This window comes from Allobosea sp. (assembly GCF_017308075.1).
Lineage (GTDB): Bacteria > Pseudomonadota > Alphaproteobacteria > Rhizobiales > Beijerinckiaceae > Allobosea.
Map to the genome: position 1 here is coordinate 161,017 of NZ_JAFKFX010000026.1, position 19,671 is coordinate 180,687.

A 19,671-nucleotide genomic window follows, 5' to 3' on the forward strand; every position below is an offset into this window, starting at 1 on the left:
CCATGGCGATCACCCGTGGCCCCGCGCGGCCGGCCTATACCGGCCAAGCCTATCCGATCACCGATCACAGCTTCGACGTTGTCGTCGTTGGCGCCGGCGGCGCGGGCCTGCGTGCCACCGTCGGCTGCTCGCAGGCCGGCCTGCGCACCGCCTGCATCAGCAAGGTCTTCCCGACGCGCTCGCACACCGTCGCGGCCCAGGGCGGCGTCGCCGCCTCGCTCGGCAATATGGGCAAGGACACCTGGCAGTGGCACATGTACGACACCGTCAAGGGGTCGGACTGGCTCGGTGACCAGGATGCGATCGAATATCTCGTCCGCAACGCCCCGGCCGCGGTCTATGAGCTCGAGCACTGGGGTGTGCCCTTCTCGCGCACCGAGAGCGGCAAGATCTACCAGCGTCCCTTCGGCGGCATGACCACCGAATTCGGCGAAGGCCCGCCGGCCCAGCGCACCTGCGCCGCCGCCGACCGTACCGGCCACGCCATGCTGCACACGCTCTATGGCCAGGCGCTGCGCTACAATACCGAGTTCTTCATCGAGTATTTCGCCATCGACCTGATCATGGACGATGACGGCCATTGCCGCGGCGTGATCGCGCTCAAGCTCGACGACGGCACGCTGCACCGCTTCCGCTCGCAGCAGACCATCCTGGCGACCGGCGGCTATGGTCGCGCCTATTTCTCGGCGACCTCGGCCCATACCTGCACCGGCGACGGCGGCGGCATGGTGCTGCGCGCCGGCCTGCCGCTGCAGGACATGGAGTTCGTGCAGTTCCACCCGACCGGCATCTATGGTTCGGGCTGCCTGATCACCGAAGGCGCGCGCGGCGAGGGCGGCTACCTCACCAATTCCGAGGGCGAGCGCTTCATGGAGCGCTATGCCCCCTCGGCCAAGGACCTCGCCTCGCGCGACGTCGTCTCACGCTCGATGACCATGGAAATCCGTGGCGGGCGCGGCGTCGGCAAGAACAAGGACCACATCTACCTGCATCTCGACCATCTCGACCCGAAGATCCTGCACGAGCGCCTGCCGGGCATCTCGGAAAGCGCCAAGATCTTCGCCGGCGTCGACGTCACCCGCGAGCCGATCCCGGTGCTGCCGACGGTGCACTACAACATGGGCGGCATCCCGACGAACTTCCACGGCGAGGTGCTGACCAAGGTCGGCGGCGATCCCGATGCGGTGGTGCCGGGCCTGATGGCGATCGGCGAGGCGGCCTGCGTCTCCGTCCACGGCGCCAATCGCCTCGGCTCGAACTCGCTGATCGACCTCGTCGTCTTCGGCCGTGCCGCCGGGCTGCGCTGCGCCGAGACGGTCAAGGCCGGCGAGAAGCAGCCGGAGCTGCAGAAGAACGCAGCCGATCTCTCGCTGTCGCGCCTCGACAAGTACCGCAATGCCAAGGGCGGAACCTCGACGGCCGATCTGCGCGACCGCATGCAGCGGACCATGCAGAACAACTGCGCGGTCTACCGCACCGGCGAGACGCTGGAAGAGGGCCACAAGCTGATCCACGAGGTCTGGGGCGGCATCACCGACATCGCCGTGACCGACCGCTCGCTGATCTGGAACTCGGACCTGATCGAGACGCTGGAGTTCGAGAACCTGATCACCCAGGCCGTGGTGACCATGGATTCGGCGCTGAACCGTCCGGAAAGCCGCGGCGCTCATGCGCGCGAGGACTATCCGAACCGCGACGACAAGGACTGGATGAAGCACACGCTCGCCTGGATCGACGACGAGAAGCGCACCGTCACGCTCGACGACCGTCCGGTGCACACCTACACGCTGTCCAACGACATCGAGTACATCAAGCCCAAGGCGCGGGTGTATTGAGGACGATCTGACAGATGGCTGAATTTAATCTTCCTCAGAACTCCCGCCTGACCGAGGGCAAGGCCTGGCCGAAGCCGGCCGGCGCCAAGAAGGTCACCGAGTTCAAGGTCTATCGCTGGAATCCCGACGATACCGCCAATCCGCGCACCGACACCTATTATGTCGACCGCGAGGATTGCGGGCCGATGGTTCTCGACGCGCTGATCTGGATCAAGAACAAGGTCGACCCGACGCTGACCTTCCGGCGCTCCTGCCGCGAGGGCATCTGCGGTTCCTGCGCCATGAACATGGACGGCAAGAACGGGCTCGCCTGCACCACCGGCATCGACGAGTGCGGGTCCAAGGGCAAGGTCGCGATCTACCCGCTGCCGCACATGCCCGTGGTCAAGGATCTCGTCCCCGACCTCACCCGCTTCTACGCCCAGCACGCCTCGATCGAGCCCTGGCTCAAGACGACGACGCCGGCGCCGGAGAAGGAATGGTCGCAGGCCAAGGATGATCGGGAGAAGCTCGATGGGCTTTATGAGTGCATTCTCTGCGCCTGCTGCTCGACCTCCTGCCCGAGCTATTGGTGGAATGGCGATCGCTATCTCGGCCCGGCGGCGCTGCTGCAGGCCTATCGCTGGCTGATCGACTCGCGCGACGAGGCTACCGGCGAGCGCCTCGACGATCTCGAGGATCCGTTCCGGCTCTATCGCTGCCACACCATCATGAACTGCGCCAATGCTTGCCCGAAGGGGCTGAACCCCGCCAAGGCGATCGCCGAGGTCAAGAAGATGATGGTGGCGCGCCAGGTCTGAAGGCGGCCAGCGCTTCCGGTTCTCGATCAACGCCAGCCCCCGGGCTGGCGTTTTTTGTTGGCGTGATCCGCGCGGCAGCAATGAGGCGTGGAGGCCGCCTCAGAGATACCGCCCCGGCGCATAGGGCTTCGGGTCGATCGGTGGCGTTTCGCCATTGAGCAGCGCCGCGAGCAGTTCGCCGGTCATCGGGCCGGTCGAGAAGCCGAGATGCTGGTTGCCGAAGGCGAGCCAGAGGCCCTGATGCTCGGGCGCGGCGCCGATCATCGGCAGCGAATCCGGCAGGGTCGGCCGGGCTCCGCGCCAAGTCTTGCCGCGGACCGCGCCGAGCGGGAAGGCTTCGCGCGCGCTCTGCGTGACGCTTTCGATCTGGCGCAACTGGTCGGGCGCGTCGCGCCGGCTGAGGTCGACGCCGCTGGTGACGCGGTAGCCCTCTTCCATCGGCGTCATGAAATAGGCCGCGTCGACGTCATAGACCGGCCGGCTCAGACGGGCGCCGTCGCTCGCCGCGAAATGGCGGTGATAGCCGCGCTCGACATCGAGCTTGGGGTCGAGGCCGAGCGGGCGCAGCAGATCGGCGCTCCAGGGGCCGAGCGCGACGACGACGTCGCCGGCTTCGTGCAGGCGCTGCGCAGTCTGAACCCGCCAGAGCGTGCCCTCCCGGCGAAGTGCGGTGACTTCGTCCTGAACGAGCGTGCCGCCGCGGGCGACGAACAGGGCGGCGTAGCCGGCGGTGACGGCGCCGGGCGAGTCGACCGAGCCATTGGCCGCGATGAACAGTCCGGTCGGGAAGATCGGTCTCAGGGATGGCTCAAGGGCGGAGATGCCCTGCCGGTCGAGGATCTCGGATGCGATGCCATGGGCCTGCAGCAGGGCCTGTTCGGCCCGGGCCGCCGCGAGCCCCGCCTCGCTACGCCAGAGCTTGAGCGTGCCGGTCTCGCGCAGGCGATGGCTGATGCCGGCCTGCTGCATCAGGGCGCGGTGCAGCGTGACCGCCGTCGCGGTCAGCCCGTCCATCGCCGCGATCCGGGCCACGGCCTGCGAAGGCCGGGCTTCCCAAAGAAAGCGTAGCATCCAGCCCGGGCTGGTCAGCGCGCGGCGCCAGTCGAGATGCAGGGCGGGATGGCGGTTGCCGAGATAGCCCGGCAGCTTGGCGTAGAGCCCGGGATTGTTGAGCGGCACCAGCGAGGAGCGGCCGATCACCCCGGCATTGCCATAGGAGGTCTCGCGGCCGGGCTCGCGCCGGTCGAGCAGCGTCACGGCGAAGCCGCGCTGCTGCAGGGCGAGCGCGCAGGAGACGCCGACAATGCCGGCGCCGAGGACGAGGATGCTGCGGCTCATGTCGATGGCTCGGCGGTTTCCGGCTGTTTCAGCCAATGGTCGAGGAAGGCGTCGAGCCAGCCGCGGACGGCCGGGTCGTATTGGTACCAGCCGTCGAGATGCTGCTGGCGCAGTTGCGCGCCCGGCATCAGCGTGCGCTCATGGCCGCGAACGGACCAGCGGCACATCATGGCGGGCGTCACCTCGGGGTGGAACTGGATGCCATAGGCCCTCTCCCCGGCGCGGATCGCCTGCACCGGGAAATCGGATCCGGTCGCCAGGCATTCGGCCCCGGGCGGGCAATCGAAGCCTTCGCGATGCCATTGATAGACTGTTCCGGGCCAGGCGAAGCCGGCGGAGTCCGCATGGCTCCTGCCAATTTCGGTCTGGTCGAGCCGGTAATAGCCGACCTCGGCCCGGCCCTGCGGATGAGCGTAGACCGTGCCGCCGAGATGACGGGTCAGCATCTGGGCACCCAGGCAGATGCCGAGAAAGGCGGCGTTTTCCTTCAGGCAGGTCCCGATCCAGTCGATCTCCGCCTTGACGAAATCGTCGGGATCATTGGCGCTCATCGGGCCGCCGAAGATCACCGCGCCGGCATGGTCGCGCATCGTCGCGGGCAGTGGGTCGCCGTAGCGCGGCTTGCGGATGTCGAGGGCATGGCCACGCTCGACCAGCAACCGACCGACCCGGCCTGCGGTCGAGTTCTCCTGATGGAGGACGATCAGGACGGGTTTCCGGGTGGCAGGCAGGTCGTCGAGGCGCGTTCGCAGCCGGTGCCGGGGCGGGAGGCGAAAGGACTGGTCGTTCATCGCGGCGGTCGGTCGCGTCCCCGAACTCTCGGCATGGCCAGATGCGGGGGAGAATGCGGCTTCGGGCCGGCAGCGGCAAGGGGGCAAGCGACATGGCGGCCATGGCGCCGTCGCACAGGGAGCATGCGCAATGCAATCTGACGCCGTCGTTTACCAGTCATACAACCATTGGCCGTATTCGCAGTTGACAGCCGGGTTGCGTTACGGCATGAGAATGAACGTTCATTCTCATTTATTTGGCCGTGCCTTGTCGCAGATCGCAGACCAGCTACCGGCCGAACGCGGCCCCTCCGAGCGCCATATCCGCATTCTCGACGCAGCGGAGCGCGTCTTCGCGCGCTCCGGTTTCCATGCCGCGACGATGAACGATGTCGCGCTCGAAGCCGGCATGAGCCCCGGCAATCTCTATCGCTATTTTCCCTCGAAGGACGCGATCGTCGCCGGCATCGCCGAGCGCGATCGCAGCGAGATCGCCGCCGATTTCGCCGGGCTCGACCCGGACAAGGGCGGACTGCTCGACCAGCTGGAGGAGCTCGGGCGTTTCCATCTCGTGCACAAGCCGCGCGAGAAGGCGATCATCGCCCTGCAGATCTGGGCGGAGGCGGCCCGCAATCCGCAGATGGCGCAGATGTGCGCGAGCATCGACGGCACGGTCGAGCAGGGGGTGACTGCGGCGGTCGCGGTCGCCCGCGAGAATGGCGAGCTGCCGGTCAATCTCGATCAAGCGCGCTTTCTGCAGGCGATTTTCATGATGGCCGATGGCTTCTTCTGCCGGCGCGCCGTCGACCCCGAATTCGACGGCGCCGCCGGCGCCGAGACGCTTTTCGCCGCGATGCGCGGTCTGGCGCAGGTCCTGCTGCTGCCACCGGGCCAGGGCGAGCAACCATGAACGCGCAAAGAGCCGCACCCATGCCCAGCTTCCGCAAGACCCTCGCCGCGCTGTCCTTCCTCGCCTCCGCCGGCTTCCCGGCGATCGGCCTGGCCCAGGCGCCGGCCGCCGCGGCCGTGCAGCCGACCCAGGCCGGGCCGGCGATCACGGTGACATCGGCCAAGCGCGACGAGATCGTCCAGAGCGTCGTCGTTTCCGGTTCGATGATCGCCCGCGACGAGGTGATGGTGACACCCGAGATCGATGGTTTCGTGATCACCGAGCTCTTGGCGGAGGAGGGCGATCGCGTTGCCGCCGGCCAGGTTCTGGCGCGGCTCTCGCGCGTCAGCCTCGATGTCCAGCGCAGCCAGAACGACGCACAGATTCAGCGCGCCGAGGCGGGCGTCGATCAGGCCAAGGCGCAGATCGTCGAGGCCGAGGCCAATCTCGTGCAGGCGAACAACGCTTTCGAGCGGACGAAGTCCCTGCGCGACAGCGGCAATGCCAGCGTCGAGACCTATGATCTGCGCGCCACCGCCGCCCGGGCGGCGCAGGCGCGGCTGAACTCGGCCAAGCAGAACCTGGCGATCATGTCCGCCGATCTCGCCCTGGCGAAGGCGCAGGGCAAGGATATCGACGTCAAGCTGGCGCGCACCGACATCAGGACGCCCAAGGCCGGGATCGTCAGCCGCCGCAATGCGCGGCTCGGCGCCATGGCCGCGATGGCGTCGGCCGAGCCGCTGTTCAAGGTCATCGCCGACGGAGCGGTCGAGCTCGAGGCGGAGGTTGCGGAAGTCGAGATCCCCGGGCTGAAGCCGGGCCAGCGCGTGACGGTGACGCCGGCGGGGGCGGCCCAGCCCCTGGAAGGCGAGATCCGGCTGATCGCGCCGGAGGTCGACAAGGCCTCGCGGCTTGGGCGGGTGCGGATCGCGCTCAAGGGCAATCCGCCAGTGGCGATCGGCTCCTTCGCCCGCGGCGTGATCGAGACCGGCCGCAAGACCAGTCTCGTCCTGCCGCTGTCGGCGCTGACCTATAGCCGCGGCGGGGTGACGGTGCAGGCCGTCAAGGATGGCAAGGTCACGACTAAGTCGGTCGAGCTCGGGCTGATCGGCCATGGTCGGGCCGAAGTCCTTTCCGGCCTCGCCGAGGGTGAGAGCGTCGTGGCGCGCGCCGGCACCTTCGTGCGCAATGGCGACGTGATCACGCCGGTCACGACGAATTGACGAGCCCGGCCATGAACATCAACTTCTCAGCCTGGTCGATCCGCAAGCCGGTTCCGGCGATCCTGCTCTTCGTCGTGCTCTGTGTGCTCGGCCTGCTCTCGTTCTCGAAGCTGCCGGTGACGCGCTTCCCGAACATCGACGTGCCGCTGGTCTCGGTGACGGTGACGCAGTCCGGCGCGGCGCCTGCCGAGCTCGAAAGCCAGGTCAGCAAGCGCGTCGAGGACGCGGTCGCCAACATCACCGGCGTCAAGCATGTGATGTCGACGCTGACCGACGGCGCCTCGACGACGTTGATCGAGTTCCGCCTGGAGACCGATACCGACCGGGCGGTCAACGACGTCAAGGACGCGATCGCCAAGATCCGGGCCGATCTGCCGCGCCAGATCGACGAGCCGGTGATCCAGCGCATCGATGTCGAGGGCCAGTCGATCCTGACCTATGGCGCGGCCTCCGCCGGCATGACGCTCGAACAGCTCTCCTGGCATGTCGACGACGTCGTCGCGCGCGAATTGCAGGGGCTGAAGGGCGTCGGGAGGGTCGAGCGCTATGGCGGCGTCGATCGCGAGATCAGGATCTCGCTCGATCCCGACCGGCTGCTCGCGCTCGGCGTCACCGCCGGCGAGGTCAACCGCCAGATCCGCGCCACCAATGTCGATCTCGCCGGCGGGCGCGGCGAGGTCGGCGGCCAGGAACAGGCGATTCGCACGCTCGCCGGCGCACGCAGCGTCGCCGAGCTGGCCGAGAGCAAGATCCAGCTCACCGGCGGGCGCGAGGTCCGTCTGAAGGAACTCGGCCGCGTCGAGGATTCGAACTCGGAACCACGCGCCTTCGGCCGGCTCGACAAGCAGCCGGTGGTCTCCTTCGCGGTCTTCCGTTCGAAGGGGTCGAGCGAGCTCTCGGTCAAGGATGTGGTCGCGGCCAAGATCGACGAGCTCAACAGGCGCTATCCCGAGATCGCGCTGAAGTCGATCGACGACGCCGTCTCCTATACCCATGGCAACTACAAGGCGGCGATGGAGACGCTGCTGGAGGGTGCGGCGCTGGCCGTGCTCGTCGTCTTCCTGTTCCTGCGCAACTGGCGCGCGACGCTGATCACCGCGGTCGCTCTGCCGCTTTCCGCGATCCCGACCTTCTGGGCGATGGAGATGATGGGCTTCTCGCTCAATCTCGTCAGCCTGCTCGGCATCACCCTGGTCACCGGCATCCTGGTCGACGACGCCATCGTCGAGATCGAGAACATCGTCCGGCACATGAAGATGGGCAAGTCGCCCTATCGCGCCGCGATGGAGGCGGCCGACGAGATCGGCCTCGCGGTGATCGCGATCACGCTCACCATCGTCGCGATCTTCGCGCCGGTCTCGTTCATGGGCGGCGTCGCCGGCCAGTATTTCCGACAGTTCGGACTCACCGTCGCGGTCGCGGTGCTGTTCTCGCTCCTGGTCGCGCGCCTAATCACGCCGATGATGGCGGCCTATCTGATGCGGCCGATGGACCATCAGGAGCCCAAGGACGGGCTCGTGATGCGCGGCTATGTCGGGCTGCTCAAGGCGACGCTGAAGGTGCGCTATCTGACGCTGGCCATCGGCTTCGTCTTCCTCTGGGGCTCGATCCAGGCCACCTCGATGCTGCCGACCGGCTTCATCCCGGACGAGGACACGGCGCGCGTCGTCGCATCAGTCGAATTGCCGCCCGGCTCGACGCTGGAGGACACCCGGATCACCTCCGACAAGATCGTCGACAAGCTGCGCGAAATCCCGGAGGTCACCCGTGTCTTCGTGCTGGGCGGGGCATCGCCGACCGGACAGCGCGAGGTTCGCCGCGCCGCGGTCTTCATCATGCTGCAGCCGAAGGCCGAGCGTGCCATCCCGCAAAAGGAACTCAAGGTCACGATCGCCGAGAAGCTCGCCGCGGTGCCCGATGTCCGCGCCTGGTATGTCAATGAGCGCGGCGAGCGCGAAATGGCCTTCTCGATCCTGTCCAAGGACGGGGCGGCGCTCGACGAGGCGGTGGCCCGGATCGAAGCGCGGATGCGCAAGGTCGACGGCTATCTCAACGTCGCCACCGCCGGGTCGCTGAGCCGGCCGGAGATGCGGGTCACGCCGAAGCTCGAACAGGCCGCCAATCTCGGCGTCACGCCGGAGGCGATCTCGGAGGCGATCCGGGTCGCGACCATCGGCGATATCGGCGCCAATCTCGCCAAGTTCAACGCCGGCGACCGGCTGGTGCCGATCCGCGTTCAGCTCGACGAGCAGGCGCGCACCGATATCCGCAACATCGCGGCGCTGCGCGTCACCAATGTCAACGGCGTCTCGGTCCCGCTCACCGCGGTCGCCGAGATCGGCTTCGGCGAGGGCCCGTCCTCGATCGACCGCTATGACCGTGTCCGCCGGGCCGCGATCGGCGCCGATCTGAAGCGTGGCTTCGAGCTCGGCACCGCCCAGGAGACCTTCAACAAGATCGTCGCGGAGGTCGGCCTGCCCGAGGGCGTGCGCATCGCCGCGACCGGCGATGCCGAGATCCAGGGCGAGGTCGTGCAGGGCTTCATCACCGCGATGACGACTGGCCTGATGCTGGTGCTCGCCGTGCTGATCCTGCTGTTCGGCTCGGTCTTCCAGCCGATCACCATCCTGCTCTCGCTGCCGCTCTCCTTTGGCGGCGTGGTCATCGCGCTGCTCGCGACCAACAATCCGGTCTCGATGCCGGTCTATATCGGCCTCCTGATGCTGATGGGCATCGTCACAAAGAACGCGATCATGCTGGTCGATTTCGCGGTCGAGGAGGTCGGGCGCGGCAAGGACCGGATGACGGCGCTGATCGAGGCCGGCCGCAAGCGGGCCCGGCCGATCGTGATGACGACGATCGCCATGGCGGCGGGCATGCTGCCCTCCGCCTATGGCGTCGGCGATGGCGGCGAGTTCCGCTCGCCCATGGCGATCGCGGTGATCGGCGGGCTGATCGTCTCGACCGTGCTCAGCCTCGTCTTCGTGCCGTCCTTCTACACGGTGATGGACGATCTCGGGCGCCTGCTGGCTTGGGCCTTCGGCCGCTTCTTCAGCAAGGCCGAGGATGAATCGACCTGGGAGCCGATCCACGATCCCGAGCACATGCCGGGCGAAGCCAGCGCCAAGGCGATGGCCGGCAAGCTCCCCTCGCCGCGACTGGCGGCGGAGTAGAAGAACAAGGGCCTGCCTCCGGGCGGGCTCTTTCTTTTGCGCGTCACTCCTCTGCGCGTCACTCCTCGCGCAAGGCGAGGTCGAGATTCTGGCCCTGTCCCGGCTTGCTGCCGCGCAGCGTCAGGGTGATGCTGCCCTGCCGGCGGGTGATGGTCAGGGTCGCCGGCGGGTTCGGCCGCACGCTCTCGGCGGTTTCGGTGAAGGCGAGGGTCAGACGCTCGCCCTGGCGCCGGCCGCCGAGATCGGCCGCGGTCCCCGTGCTCTCGCGAAAGCTGCCGGCATAGCGCCCGGTCGCCGGATCGTGCCGAAGCTCGATCCGGATCGCGGTGCTGAAAATCAGGGCGGTGCGGCAGCTGCCGCCGAGGCTGAGCCGCGCGCCCTGCTGGTCGCCATCGAACCGGCATTTGAGCGAGCGTCTGCCGCCGCCGGCGCTTTGAAGCGTGCCGTTGCCGCTGAAGCGGCCTTCGAGCGAACGCAGGAAATCGGTTTCGCGGCCGGCCTCCTGCTCGGCAGCGCCCGGTTGCGCCAGAAGCAGCAGGGCGGCCGCGACGCAGGCCGTCGCCATCGAATGTCGTGTCATGACAGCTCCTCCTGCCGGCTAAACGCCGGAGGAGCGGTTTGGATCGGTCGACGATGAAAGCGTGAAGCGCGCGGCCTCAGGCGAAGCCGGATCTCAGCCTTTCCGGACCATCAGCACGGCGGCCAGAATCGCGACGCCGCCGAAGGCCTGAGCAGGGGAGGGCTGCTCGGCGAAGATCGCCCAGGCGGCGAGCACCGAGACCAGCGAGGGCCAGACCATGACCAGCGAGGTCGCGTTGGCGCCGTAATGGCCGAGCGCCAGGGTGATCAGCCCCTGGCCCATGGCATGGGCGATCAGGCCGAGCGCCGCGACGGCGAGCCAGCCGGTCAGGCTCTGCGGCAGGATTGTCTCGCCGAGGACGAATGCGGTGGCAAGGCAGACGATGGCGCAGATCGCCGTCGAGATCAGCCCGATGCGGCCGGCATCGGCGCGGTTGCGGGCCCGGCGGACGGCGAGGATATAGGCGGCATAGGAGAAGGCGGCGCCGACGGCGAGCGTGTCGCCGAGCAGCGAGCCGCCGGCGGCGGAGGTGCCCGAGAGCTTGGGCAGGACCAGCATGCCGGCACCGCCGAGCGCCAGCAGCAGCGCGCCGAGGATGCGCAGCGTCGGCCGCTCGCCGAAGATCAGCCAGCCGCCGAGGATCACGCCGACCGGTGCGAGATTGCCGAGCAGCGAGGCGTTGGCGATGGTCGTGTGCAGCAGTGCGCCGTTATAGAGCGTGACGTCGACGCCGAAGGCGACGCCGGCGATGGCGATCGGCCAGAGCGCGCCCGAGCCGCTACGCGCCGTGCCGGTGCGGCGGCCCTCCAGCGCCATCCAGGCCGCGAGAACCGGCAGCGCGAAGACCATGCGCCAGAAGCCGGCGGCGGCCGGCCCGACATCGGCGAAGCGGACGAAAATCCCGGAGAAGCCGATGCTGGTCGCGCCCAGCATCAGAATGAGGAACATGGCGAAGGCCGGCGAGGCCGGACGATCGGACAGGGAGAGGCCGGGGGCGGACATGCTGGTTTTCGGATGCGACAAGACGACGAAACGCCGTCATTCCGGCCGCAGCGAAGCGGAGTGCCGGAAGCCATCGTAGAGTGACCCTTACGAGGGATTTCGGCGCTGCGCGGCTTCGCCGCTTGTCCAGAAGACGGCTGATCTACGGAGGCCCGTGTACACCGCTTCCAGCGATCGGAAAAATGGATTATTTTGATTCATCTATAAGCGTTTCCGATGGAAGGTCGCATGTCCACCCATCTCGATCTCGACGCGCTCGCCATGCTGGTCGCGGTCGCTGAAACCGGTGGTTTCACTGCCGCCGGACAGCGGCTCGGCAGGACACAATCGGCGGTCTCCGGGCGCATCCAGAATCTCGAGGCGACGCTCGGCAGGCAGTTGCTGGAGCGGTCGCGCCGCGGCGTCACGCCGACCGAGGCCGGCGAGCGGCTGCTCGCCCATGCGCGCCGCCTGCTTGCGGTCGAATGCGAGGCGCGGGCCGAGCTCGCCGGCGACAAGGCCTCGGGGCGGCTGCGCATCGGTGTGCCAGACGACTATGTCGACGCCTATCTGCGGCCGCTGATCATGCGCTTCTCGGCCGAGCATCCGCGCGTCGAGCTCGAAGTGCATTGCGAGCTCTCGAAGCGGATCGAGCCGGCGGTCGCAGCCGGCGAGCTCGATCTGGCGGTGATCACCCAGGATCCTGGCCGGCCCAAGGGCGAGCGTCTCAGGCGCGAGCCACTGGTCTGGGTCGCGGGGCGCGGCCACCGGCCGGAGCTGGACGAAACCCTGCCGCTCGGCCTGTTCAACGAGGGCTGCCGGGCGAGGCCGCGCATCCTGGCGGCGCTCGAGGCGGCCGAGCGGCCGCACCGGCTGGTCTTTTCCTCCTCGCACATGGCCGGGCTGCTCTCGGCGGTCGAGGCCGGTTTATGCGTCACGGCGATCACCGAGAGCGCCGTGCCGACCGGGCTGCGGCGGCTCACTCCGGGCGATGGGCTGCCGGCACTGTTCGAGCTTTCGGTGGCGCTGCTGATCGCCCCGGGGGCGGGGATCGCGGCCCGGCATTTCGCGCAGGCGCTGCGCGAGGCGATGACGGCGCCGACGCTGGCGGTTTGACTCGCTGTCTCCACCTTCATGCTCGCCCTTGTGGCGAGTATCCATGTCTTGAACGTCGCGTTGGGGCGGCGGCGCCAAGACGTGGATGGTCGGGACAAGCCCGACCATGACGGGGACGCGGTCTACTCCGCCGCCTGCGGCTTCAGCACGCCGCGGCGGATCTGGTCCTCCTCGATCGATTCGAACAGGGCGCGGAAATTGCCCTCGCCGAAGCCGTCATCGCCCTTGCGCTGGATGAACTCGAAGAAGATCGGTCCGACCACGGTGGCGGAGAAGATCTGGAGGAGCACCTTGCTCATCCGGCCGGCCTTCTCGCCGAGCGCGACCGCGCCCTCGCCGTCGATCAGGATGCCGTTGGCCTTCAGGCGCTCGACCGGCTCGCCATGGTTCGGCACGCGGCCATCGACCTTCTCGTAATAGGTCGCGGGCGGCGAGGGCATGAAGGGCAGGCCGTTGGCGCGCAATTGCTCGACGCTGGCATAGATGTCGCGGGCGCCGAGCGCGACATGCTGGATGCCCTCGCCCTTGTACTGGCGCAGGTACTCCTCGATCTGGCTCTTGTCGTCGAGCGACTCGTTGATCGGGATGCGGATCTTGCCGCAAGGCGAGGTCAGGGCGCGCGAGATCAGGCCGGTCAGCTTGCCCTCGATGTTGAAGAAGCGGATCTCGCGGAAATTGAAGAGCTTGCCGTACCAGTCGGCCCAATGGTCCATGCGGCCGCGCATGACGTTGTGGGTGAGGTGGTCGAGATAATACATCCCAGCCTGCTCGGGGTGCGGGTCGCGCTCGCCAAGCCATTCGAAGTCGACATCCCAGATCGAGCCCTTTTCGCCATAGCGCTCGACGAAATAGAGCAGCGAGCCGCCGATGCCCTTGACCGCCGGAATCTGCAGTTCGCCGGGGCCGACCTTGCTGTCATAGGGCTCGGCGCCGAGCGATACCGCGCGCTCGAAGGCGTGTTTGGCATCGACGACCCGGAAGGCCATGGCGCAGGCGCAGGGGCCGTGCGCGGCGGCAAAACCCTGGGCGAAGGAATCGGGCTCGGCGTTGACGACGAAATTGACGTCGCCCTGGCGATAGAGCGTCACCTTCTTGGAGCGGTGCTTCGCCACCTTGGTGAAGCCCATCGTCTCGAATAGCGCACCGAGCTTCTCCGGCTCCGGGTGGGCGTACTCGACGAACTCGAAACCGTCCGTGCCCATCGGATTGGCATCGGAAATGGCAGGCGGGGCGGTGTCGTGCGGAAACGGGCCCATGGCGTCCTCCTCCTGGGTCAATCTGGATGGAGCATGGTCGCGCATCGCTGCGGCGATGATCTTGCAAAATTGGTCCGACGAGCGCTTCATTTGCACGAAACGTGCATCATGGAACGGAAACGCTCACGAAATGCCCGCCCTCGACGCATTCGACTGGCGCCTGCTCGAAGCGCTGCAGCAGGACGCCTCGCTGACCAATGGTGCGCTGGCCGAGAAGATCGGCCTGTCGGCGAGCCAGGTCTCGCGCCGACGCCAGCGGCTCGAGCAGGAGGGCGTAGTGCGCGGCTATCGCGCTCTGATCGACCCGGAGGCGATCGGGCTTTCTGTCACCGTCTTCATCCATGTCGCGCTGAACACCCATTCGCGCGACAATGCCCGGCGCTTCCGCGATCTGGTGAAGCTCACCCCGGCCGTGCTCGAGGCCCATGCCCTGACCGGCGAGGCCGATTACATGCTGAAGGTCGCGGTCGGCGATCTCAAGGAATTGTCGCGGCTGGTGAACGAGGTGCTGCTGCCGCATGAGAGCGTCGCCCGGGTGCGCTCCGAGATCGCGCTGGAGACGCTGAAGGAGCCGGGGCTGCTGCCGCTGCGGCTCGGCTGAGCGCGCGGCGAAACCACCCCTTCCGCCGGCGCGGCGGCGCGCTATAAAGCTGTCATGGTCATTCTCAATCGCATCTACACACGCACGGGCGACGACGGCACCACGGCGCTCGCCACCGGGGCGCGCCGGCCGAAATTCGACCTGCGCATCGCCGCCTACGGCACCACCGACGAGACCAATGCCTGCGTCGGCATGGCGCGGCTGCACTGCGCCTCCGAGGATGCGAGCGTCGACGCGATGCTGGGCCGCATCCAGAACGATCTCTTCGACCTCGGTGCCGAGCTCGCCTCGCCCGATACCGGCGAGAAGCTGGAATGGGAGCCGCTGCGCATCGTCCAGGCGCAGGTCGACCGGCTCGAGGCCGAGATCGACACGCTGAACAAGGGGCTCGGCACGCTGCGCTCCTTCGTTCTGCCCGGCGGCACACCGGCCGCCGCCCACCTTCATCTCGCGCGCACGGTCAGCCGGCGGGCGGAGCGGCTGATGGTCGAGCTCGCCGGCATCGAGGGCGAGAGCGTGGCGAAGCCGGCGCTGAAATTCATCAACCGGCTTTCGGACTTCCTCTTCGTTGCCTCCCGCTATCTCAACGCCAGGGCGGGGGGCGACGTGCTCTGGACGCCCGGGCAGAACCGCTGAACCGATGTTCGTGCCGCTGCATGACGGCGTGCCGATGCGCTTCATCCGCGTCGCCTATGTCACCTATGCGCTGATCGCGATCTGCATCCTGCTGCGGCTCGTGCTGATGCACTGGACCAGCGAGGCGAGCGAGATCGCGGTTCTCGCCGGGTTCGGCACGATTCCGGCGGTGCTGTTCGGCGAGGCGCAATTGCCGCCTGAGTTGTTCAAGGCGCCGCCCTGGCTGACGCTGATGACCGGCATCCTGCTGCATGCCAGTTTCGCCCATCTCGTCGGCAATATGCTGTTCCTCTGGGTTTTCGGGGATAATGTCGAGGATGCGATGGGCCATCTGCGCTTCCTCGTCTTCTTCATGCTCTGCGGCATCGCCGGGGCGCTGCTGCACGCGCTGATGAATCCCGACTCGGAACAGCCGCTGGTCGGCGCCTCCGGTGCGATCTCGGGCGTGATCGCCTCCTATCTGATGCTCTACCCGCGCGTGCGCGTCTGGGGGCTCGCTTTCAAGTGGATTCCGATCCGTATCCCGGCGATGTACGCGCTCGGCGCCTGGATCCTGTTCCAGCTGCTTTCGGCGCTGTTCGACCAGCAGGGCGCTGTCGGCTGGTGGGCGCATCTCGGCGGGCTGGGGGCTGGCGCGGCGCTGACGCCGTTCCTGATCCGGCGCGGTCAAACGCTGTTCGGGCGCCCGGCCTGAGCCCGGCGCGACCTTCACGCCGTTGACAACGGCAAATTCCCGTCGCTACGGTCCCCGCGCATTCCAGCCGCGGGCCGCGATGCCGAACTGCCGCGATTTCGTTCGGCACCGGGTCACGGTCCATCTCTCCCGAACGGTGAAGCGCCCATGAAGATTCTCGTGCCTGTCAAGCGGGTCGTCGACTACAACGTGAAGATCCGCGTGAAGGCGGACGGCTCGGGCGTCGAGCTGGCCAATGTGAAGATGTCGATGAACCCCTTCGACGAGATCGCCGTCGAGGAGGCTCTGCGGCTGAAGGAAGCCGGCAAGGCGACCGAGGTCGTCGTGGTCTCGATCGGCCCGGCGCAGGCGGCGGAGACGATCCGCACCGGCCTCGCCATGGGCGCCGATCGCGGCATCCTGGTCAAGGTCGAGGGTACGGTCGAGCCGCTCGCCGTCGCCAAGATCCTGAAGAAGCTGGTCGAGCAGGAGAATCCCGGCCTGGTGATCCTCGGCAAGCAGGCGATCGACGACGACGCCAACCAGACCGGCCAGATGCTGGCGGCGCTGCTCGGCTGGCCACAGGGCACCTTCGCCTCCAAGGTCGCGGTCGGCGACGGCTCGGTCGACGTCACCCGCGAGGTCGATGGCGGCCTGCAGACCGTCGGGCTGAAGCTGCCGGCGATCGTCACCACCGATCTGCGCCTGAACGAGCCGCGCTACGCCTCGCTGCCGAACATCATGAAGGCGAAGAAGAAGCCGCTCGACGAGACCACGGCGGAGACGCTCGGCGTCGATGTCGCGCCGCGCCTGACCGTGCTGAAGACCGCGGAGCCGCCGAGCCGCTCGGCCGGCGTCAAGGTCTCCTCCGCTGCCGAACTTGTCTCCAAGCTGAAGAACGAAGCGGGAGTGCTCTGAACCATGACGACGCTGCTGCTCGCCAAGCACGACAACAAGACCCTCAACGAGGCGACCCGCAAGGCCCTGACTGCCGCCAAGGCGCTCGGCGCGCCCGTGCATGTCCTGGTCGCCGGCCACAACGCCAAGGCCGTCGCTGAAGCTGCCGCCAAGCTCGACGGTGTCGAGAAGGTGCTGCATGCCGAGGACGCGTCCTATGAGCACCGCCTCGCCGAGCCGCTGGCGGCGCTGATCGTCTCGCTCGCCGGCGCCTATGACGCGCTGGTCGCGCCGGGCACCACGACCGGTAAGAACGTGATGCCGCGCGTCGCCGCCCTGCTCGACGTGATGCAGATCTCCGAGGTGACCAAGGTCGTCTCGGCCGATACCTTCGAGCGGCCGATCTATGCCGGAAACGCCATCCAGACCGTTCAGTCGGGCGATGCCAAGAAGGTCATCACCGTGCGCGGCGCCTCCTTCCAGGCGGCCGGCGACGGTTCGGCGAACGCGCCGATCGAGAGCGTCGCTGTCGTGGCCGACACCGGCATTTCGAGCTTCAAGGGCGAGGAGGTCGCCAAGTCCGACCGTCCGGAGCTCGCCTCGGCCAAGATCATCGTCTCGGGCGGGCGTGCGCTCGCCTCGGCGGAGAATTTCGGCAAGGTGATCGAGCCGGTCGCTGACAAGCTCGGTGCTGCCATGGGCGCCTCGCGCGCCGCGGTCGATGCCGGCTATGCCCCGAACGACTGGCAGGTCGGCCAGACCGGCAAGGTCGTGGCGCCCGACCTCTATGTCGCGGTCGGCATCTCCGGCGCGATCCAGCATCTCGCCGGCATGAAGGACTCCAAGGTGATCGTCGCGATCAACAAGGACGAGGAAGCGCCGATCTTCCAGGTCGCCGATTACGGCCTGGTCGGCGATCTCTTCACGATCATGCCCGAGCTCGAGGCCGAGCTCGCCAAGATCGGCAAGTAAGCCGAAACCTCGCGGGTCGCAGCGATGCGGCCCGCGCCAGAGCGGAATGCGAAAAAGCGGGGGCCGGTTTTTCGCATTCCGCCCTAACGTCATGTCGGGAGACGGGATGTCTCGAGGTGGGAACGCAGTGCGCTTCCCCTGAAAGGCATCCGGCTCCAGCCACCGGGAAACAGAAGCGTCACATGGACCAAGAGATCAGGACGATCGGCATCATCGGTGCCGGGCAGATGGGCAACGGCATCGCCCATGTGGCGTCTGTGGCCGGGTTCGAGGTCAAGCTGCACGATATCGCCGAGGACCGCATCAAGGCGGCGCTGGCGACGATCGACGGCAACATGGCCCGCCAGGTCTCGAAGGGCGCCATCGCCGACGAGATCCGGCGCGACGCCATGTCGCGGATTTCCGCGGCGCCGTCTCTCGAAGGCTTGAGCGCCTGCGACCTGGTGATCGAGGCTGCGACCGAGAGCGAGGAGATCAAGCGCAAGATCTTCACCGCGGTCTGCCCCTATCTGCGGCCCGACGCGCTGCTCGCCTCGAACACCTCCTCGATCTCGATCACCCGCCTTGCGGCGGCGACCGACCGGCCGGAGCGCTTCATCGGCATACATTTCATGAACCCGGTGCCGCTGATGCAGCTCGTAGAGCTGATCCGCGGCATCGCGACCGACGATCACACTTTCGAGCTCGCCAAGGACTTCGTCGCCCGTCTGCACAAGACGGCCTCGGTCTCCGAGGATTTCCCGGCCTTCATCGTCAACCGCATCCTGCTGCCGATGATCAACGAGGCCGTCTACACGCTCTATGAGGGCGTCGGCTCGGTCGAGGCCATCGACACCGCGATGCGGCTCGGCGCCAATCACCCGATGGGGCCGCTCCAGCTCGCCGACTTCATCGGCCTCGACACCTGCCTCTCGGTGATGCAGGTGCTCCATGACGGGCTGGCCGATTCCAAGTATCGGCCCTGCCCGCTGCTGGTGAAATATGTCGAGGCCGGCTGGCTCGGTCGCAAGACCAAGCGCGGCTTCTACGATTATCGCGGCGAGAAGCCGGTCCCGACCCGCTAGGGCGCGCAGGCGCCCCTCACGGTCACCGACATTCGGGACAAGGCGCCGAAGGCGCGCGCTCCGGAAACCATCGTAGAGCGCCTGTGCCTATGATGGATTCCGGCGCTAGGCTGCGCTCCGGCCTGCATCACGGAAGATCGGTGGCGTCCGCGTCGCCCCGGCTGGTGTCCTAAATCCCGTTTCCCATTCGCGCCGCAACATCGCCGCTTCACAATCCTGTCGTCTCGCGCTTACATTATCGGGCTACGGGATTCGTCCGGCTCGATTAAGCGGAGGCGCGATACGGGTGACGGCGCATGTAATGCATCCGATGGCTTCGCCGGATGGCTGTCCGGCTTTGGTGCTCAACGCGGATTTCAGGCCGCTGAGCTACTACCCCCTGTCGTTGTGGAGCTGGCAGGACGCGATCAAGGCGGTCTTCATGGACCGGGTCAACATCGTCTCCGAATACGATACCGTGGTGCGCAGCCCGAGCTTCAACATGAAGCTGCCCTCGGTGGTTTCGCTCAAGACCTATATCAAGCCCTCGCGTACCCCCGCCTTCACCCGCTTCAACGTCTTCCTGCGCGACCGTTTCGCCTGCCAGTACTGCCTGGGGCGCGAGGAACTGACCTTCGACCATGTCATTCCGCGCTCCAAGGGCGGGCTGACGACCTGGGAGAACGTCGTCGCAGCCTGCTCGCCCTGCAATCTGCGCAAGGGCGACAAGATGCCGAACACCGTCGGCATGATCCCGATGCAGAAGCCCTTCGCGCCGTCGATCAACGATCTGCACCGCAACGGCAAGCTCTTCCCGCCGAACTATCTGCACGAGAGCTGGCTCGATTATCTCTACTGGGATTCCGAGCTCGAACCCTGAGAGTGGCT

18 protein-coding genes are annotated in these 19,671 nt (G+C 67.3%); 13 read left to right on the top strand and 5 right to left on the bottom strand.

Going from position 1 to position 19,671, the window contains the following annotated elements; translation table 11 throughout:
* The first annotated feature begins 2 nt into the window (after positions 1-2).
* Both sdhA and J0J10_RS07610 read left to right on the top strand, forming a co-directional pair.
* Complete coding sequence (gene sdhA, locus J0J10_RS07605; protein ID WP_291642417.1) at positions 3-1,835, top strand: succinate dehydrogenase flavoprotein subunit; 1,833 nt, start codon at positions 3-5, stop codon at positions 1,833-1,835.
* A 14-nt stretch (positions 1,836-1,849) separates the two neighbouring features.
* The gene (locus J0J10_RS07610) at positions 1,850-2,635 is read left to right on the top strand and encodes a succinate dehydrogenase iron-sulfur subunit (protein WP_066479300.1); all 786 of its coding nucleotides are present in this window, start codon (positions 1,850-1,852) and stop codon (positions 2,633-2,635) included.
* A 99-nt stretch (positions 2,636-2,734) separates the two neighbouring features.
* On the opposite strand, the gene J0J10_RS07615 is transcribed toward J0J10_RS07610, so the two are convergent.
* The gene (locus J0J10_RS07615) at positions 2,735-3,973 is read right to left on the bottom strand and encodes an NAD(P)/FAD-dependent oxidoreductase (RefSeq protein ID WP_291645942.1); all 1,239 of its coding nucleotides are present in this window, start codon (positions 3,971-3,973) and stop codon (positions 2,735-2,737) included.
* Positions 3,970-4,764, bottom strand: a complete 795-nt coding sequence (locus J0J10_RS07620; RefSeq protein ID WP_291645943.1) for a glutamine amidotransferase — start codon at positions 4,762-4,764, stop codon at positions 3,970-3,972. Before J0J10_RS07620 ends, J0J10_RS07615 begins: the two co-directional genes overlap by 4 nt.
* A gap of 247 nt (positions 4,765-5,011) precedes the next feature.
* Here J0J10_RS07620 and J0J10_RS07625 point away from each other — a divergent pair, with 247 nt between their 5' ends.
* The 3 genes from J0J10_RS07625 to J0J10_RS07635 are packed head-to-tail and all read left to right on the top strand — an operon-like array spanning position 5,012 to position 10,028.
* Positions 5,012-5,653: a TetR/AcrR family transcriptional regulator gene (locus tag J0J10_RS07625; protein WP_291645944.1), complete on the top strand. Its 642-nt coding sequence runs from the start codon at positions 5,012-5,014 to the stop codon at positions 5,651-5,653.
* Positions 5,654-5,673: 20 nt separating this feature from the next.
* Positions 5,674-6,855 carry an efflux RND transporter periplasmic adaptor subunit gene (locus J0J10_RS07630; protein WP_291645945.1) on the top strand — a complete coding sequence of 394 codons (1,182 nt, stop codon included), beginning with the start codon at positions 5,674-5,676 and terminating at the stop codon, positions 6,853-6,855.
* Between the two features lie 11 nt (positions 6,856-6,866).
* On the top strand, positions 6,867-10,028 hold the full coding sequence (locus J0J10_RS07635; RefSeq protein ID WP_291645946.1) for an efflux RND transporter permease subunit: 3,162 nt from the start codon (positions 6,867-6,869) through the stop codon (positions 10,026-10,028).
* Between the two features lie 58 nt (positions 10,029-10,086).
* Here the strand turns inward: J0J10_RS07635 and J0J10_RS07640 are convergent, their stop codons facing one another.
* Positions 10,087-10,608, bottom strand: a complete 522-nt coding sequence (locus tag J0J10_RS07640; protein WP_291645947.1) for a hypothetical protein — start codon at positions 10,606-10,608, stop codon at positions 10,087-10,089.
* A gap of 93 nt (positions 10,609-10,701) precedes the next feature.
* Positions 10,702-11,610 (bottom strand): DMT family transporter, encoded by a 909-nt coding sequence (locus J0J10_RS07645; RefSeq protein ID WP_291645948.1) that lies wholly within the window; start codon positions 11,608-11,610, stop codon positions 10,702-10,704.
* Between the two features lie 228 nt (positions 11,611-11,838).
* Here J0J10_RS07645 and J0J10_RS07650 point away from each other — a divergent pair, with 228 nt between their 5' ends.
* Complete coding sequence (locus tag J0J10_RS07650) at positions 11,839-12,705, top strand: LysR family transcriptional regulator (protein WP_291645949.1); 867 nt, start codon at positions 11,839-11,841, stop codon at positions 12,703-12,705.
* Between the two features lie 122 nt (positions 12,706-12,827).
* Here the strand turns inward: J0J10_RS07650 and hppD are convergent, their stop codons facing one another.
* Positions 12,828-13,961 (bottom strand): 4-hydroxyphenylpyruvate dioxygenase, encoded by a 1,134-nt coding sequence (gene hppD / locus J0J10_RS07655; RefSeq protein WP_291645950.1) that lies wholly within the window; start codon positions 13,959-13,961, stop codon positions 12,828-12,830.
* A gap of 130 nt (positions 13,962-14,091) precedes the next feature.
* Here hppD and J0J10_RS07660 point away from each other — a divergent pair, with 130 nt between their 5' ends.
* The 7 genes from J0J10_RS07660 to J0J10_RS07690 all read left to right on the top strand — a co-directional run bounded on the left by J0J10_RS07660 (position 14,092) and on the right by J0J10_RS07690 (position 19,663).
* The gene (locus J0J10_RS07660) at positions 14,092-14,562 is read left to right on the top strand and encodes an Lrp/AsnC family transcriptional regulator (RefSeq protein ID WP_291645951.1); all 471 of its coding nucleotides are present in this window, start codon (positions 14,092-14,094) and stop codon (positions 14,560-14,562) included.
* Positions 14,563-14,616: 54 nt separating this feature from the next.
* Positions 14,617-15,198, top strand: coding sequence for a cob(I)yrinic acid a,c-diamide adenosyltransferase (locus J0J10_RS07665; protein ID WP_291645952.1), 582 nt, complete (start codon positions 14,617-14,619; stop codon positions 15,196-15,198).
* Positions 15,199-15,202: 4 nt separating this feature from the next.
* A complete protein-coding gene (locus J0J10_RS07670) occupies positions 15,203-15,892 on the top strand; it encodes a rhomboid family intramembrane serine protease (RefSeq protein ID WP_291641320.1) in 690 nt (229 codons plus the stop codon).
* Between the two features lie 147 nt (positions 15,893-16,039).
* The gene (locus J0J10_RS07675; RefSeq protein ID WP_291645953.1) at positions 16,040-16,789 is read left to right on the top strand and encodes an electron transfer flavoprotein subunit beta/FixA family protein; all 750 of its coding nucleotides are present in this window, start codon (positions 16,040-16,042) and stop codon (positions 16,787-16,789) included.
* A gap of 3 nt (positions 16,790-16,792) precedes the next feature.
* Entirely contained in the window at positions 16,793-17,740 is a 948-nt protein-coding gene (locus J0J10_RS07680) for an electron transfer flavoprotein subunit alpha/FixB family protein (RefSeq protein WP_291645954.1), read from the top strand.
* A gap of 182 nt (positions 17,741-17,922) precedes the next feature.
* Entirely contained in the window at positions 17,923-18,804 is an 882-nt protein-coding gene (locus J0J10_RS07685; protein ID WP_291641325.1) for a 3-hydroxybutyryl-CoA dehydrogenase, read from the top strand.
* A gap of 301 nt (positions 18,805-19,105) precedes the next feature.
* Complete coding sequence (locus tag J0J10_RS07690) at positions 19,106-19,663, top strand: HNH endonuclease (RefSeq protein WP_291646029.1); 558 nt, start codon at positions 19,106-19,108, stop codon at positions 19,661-19,663.
* Positions 19,664-19,671: the final 8 nt, after the last annotated feature.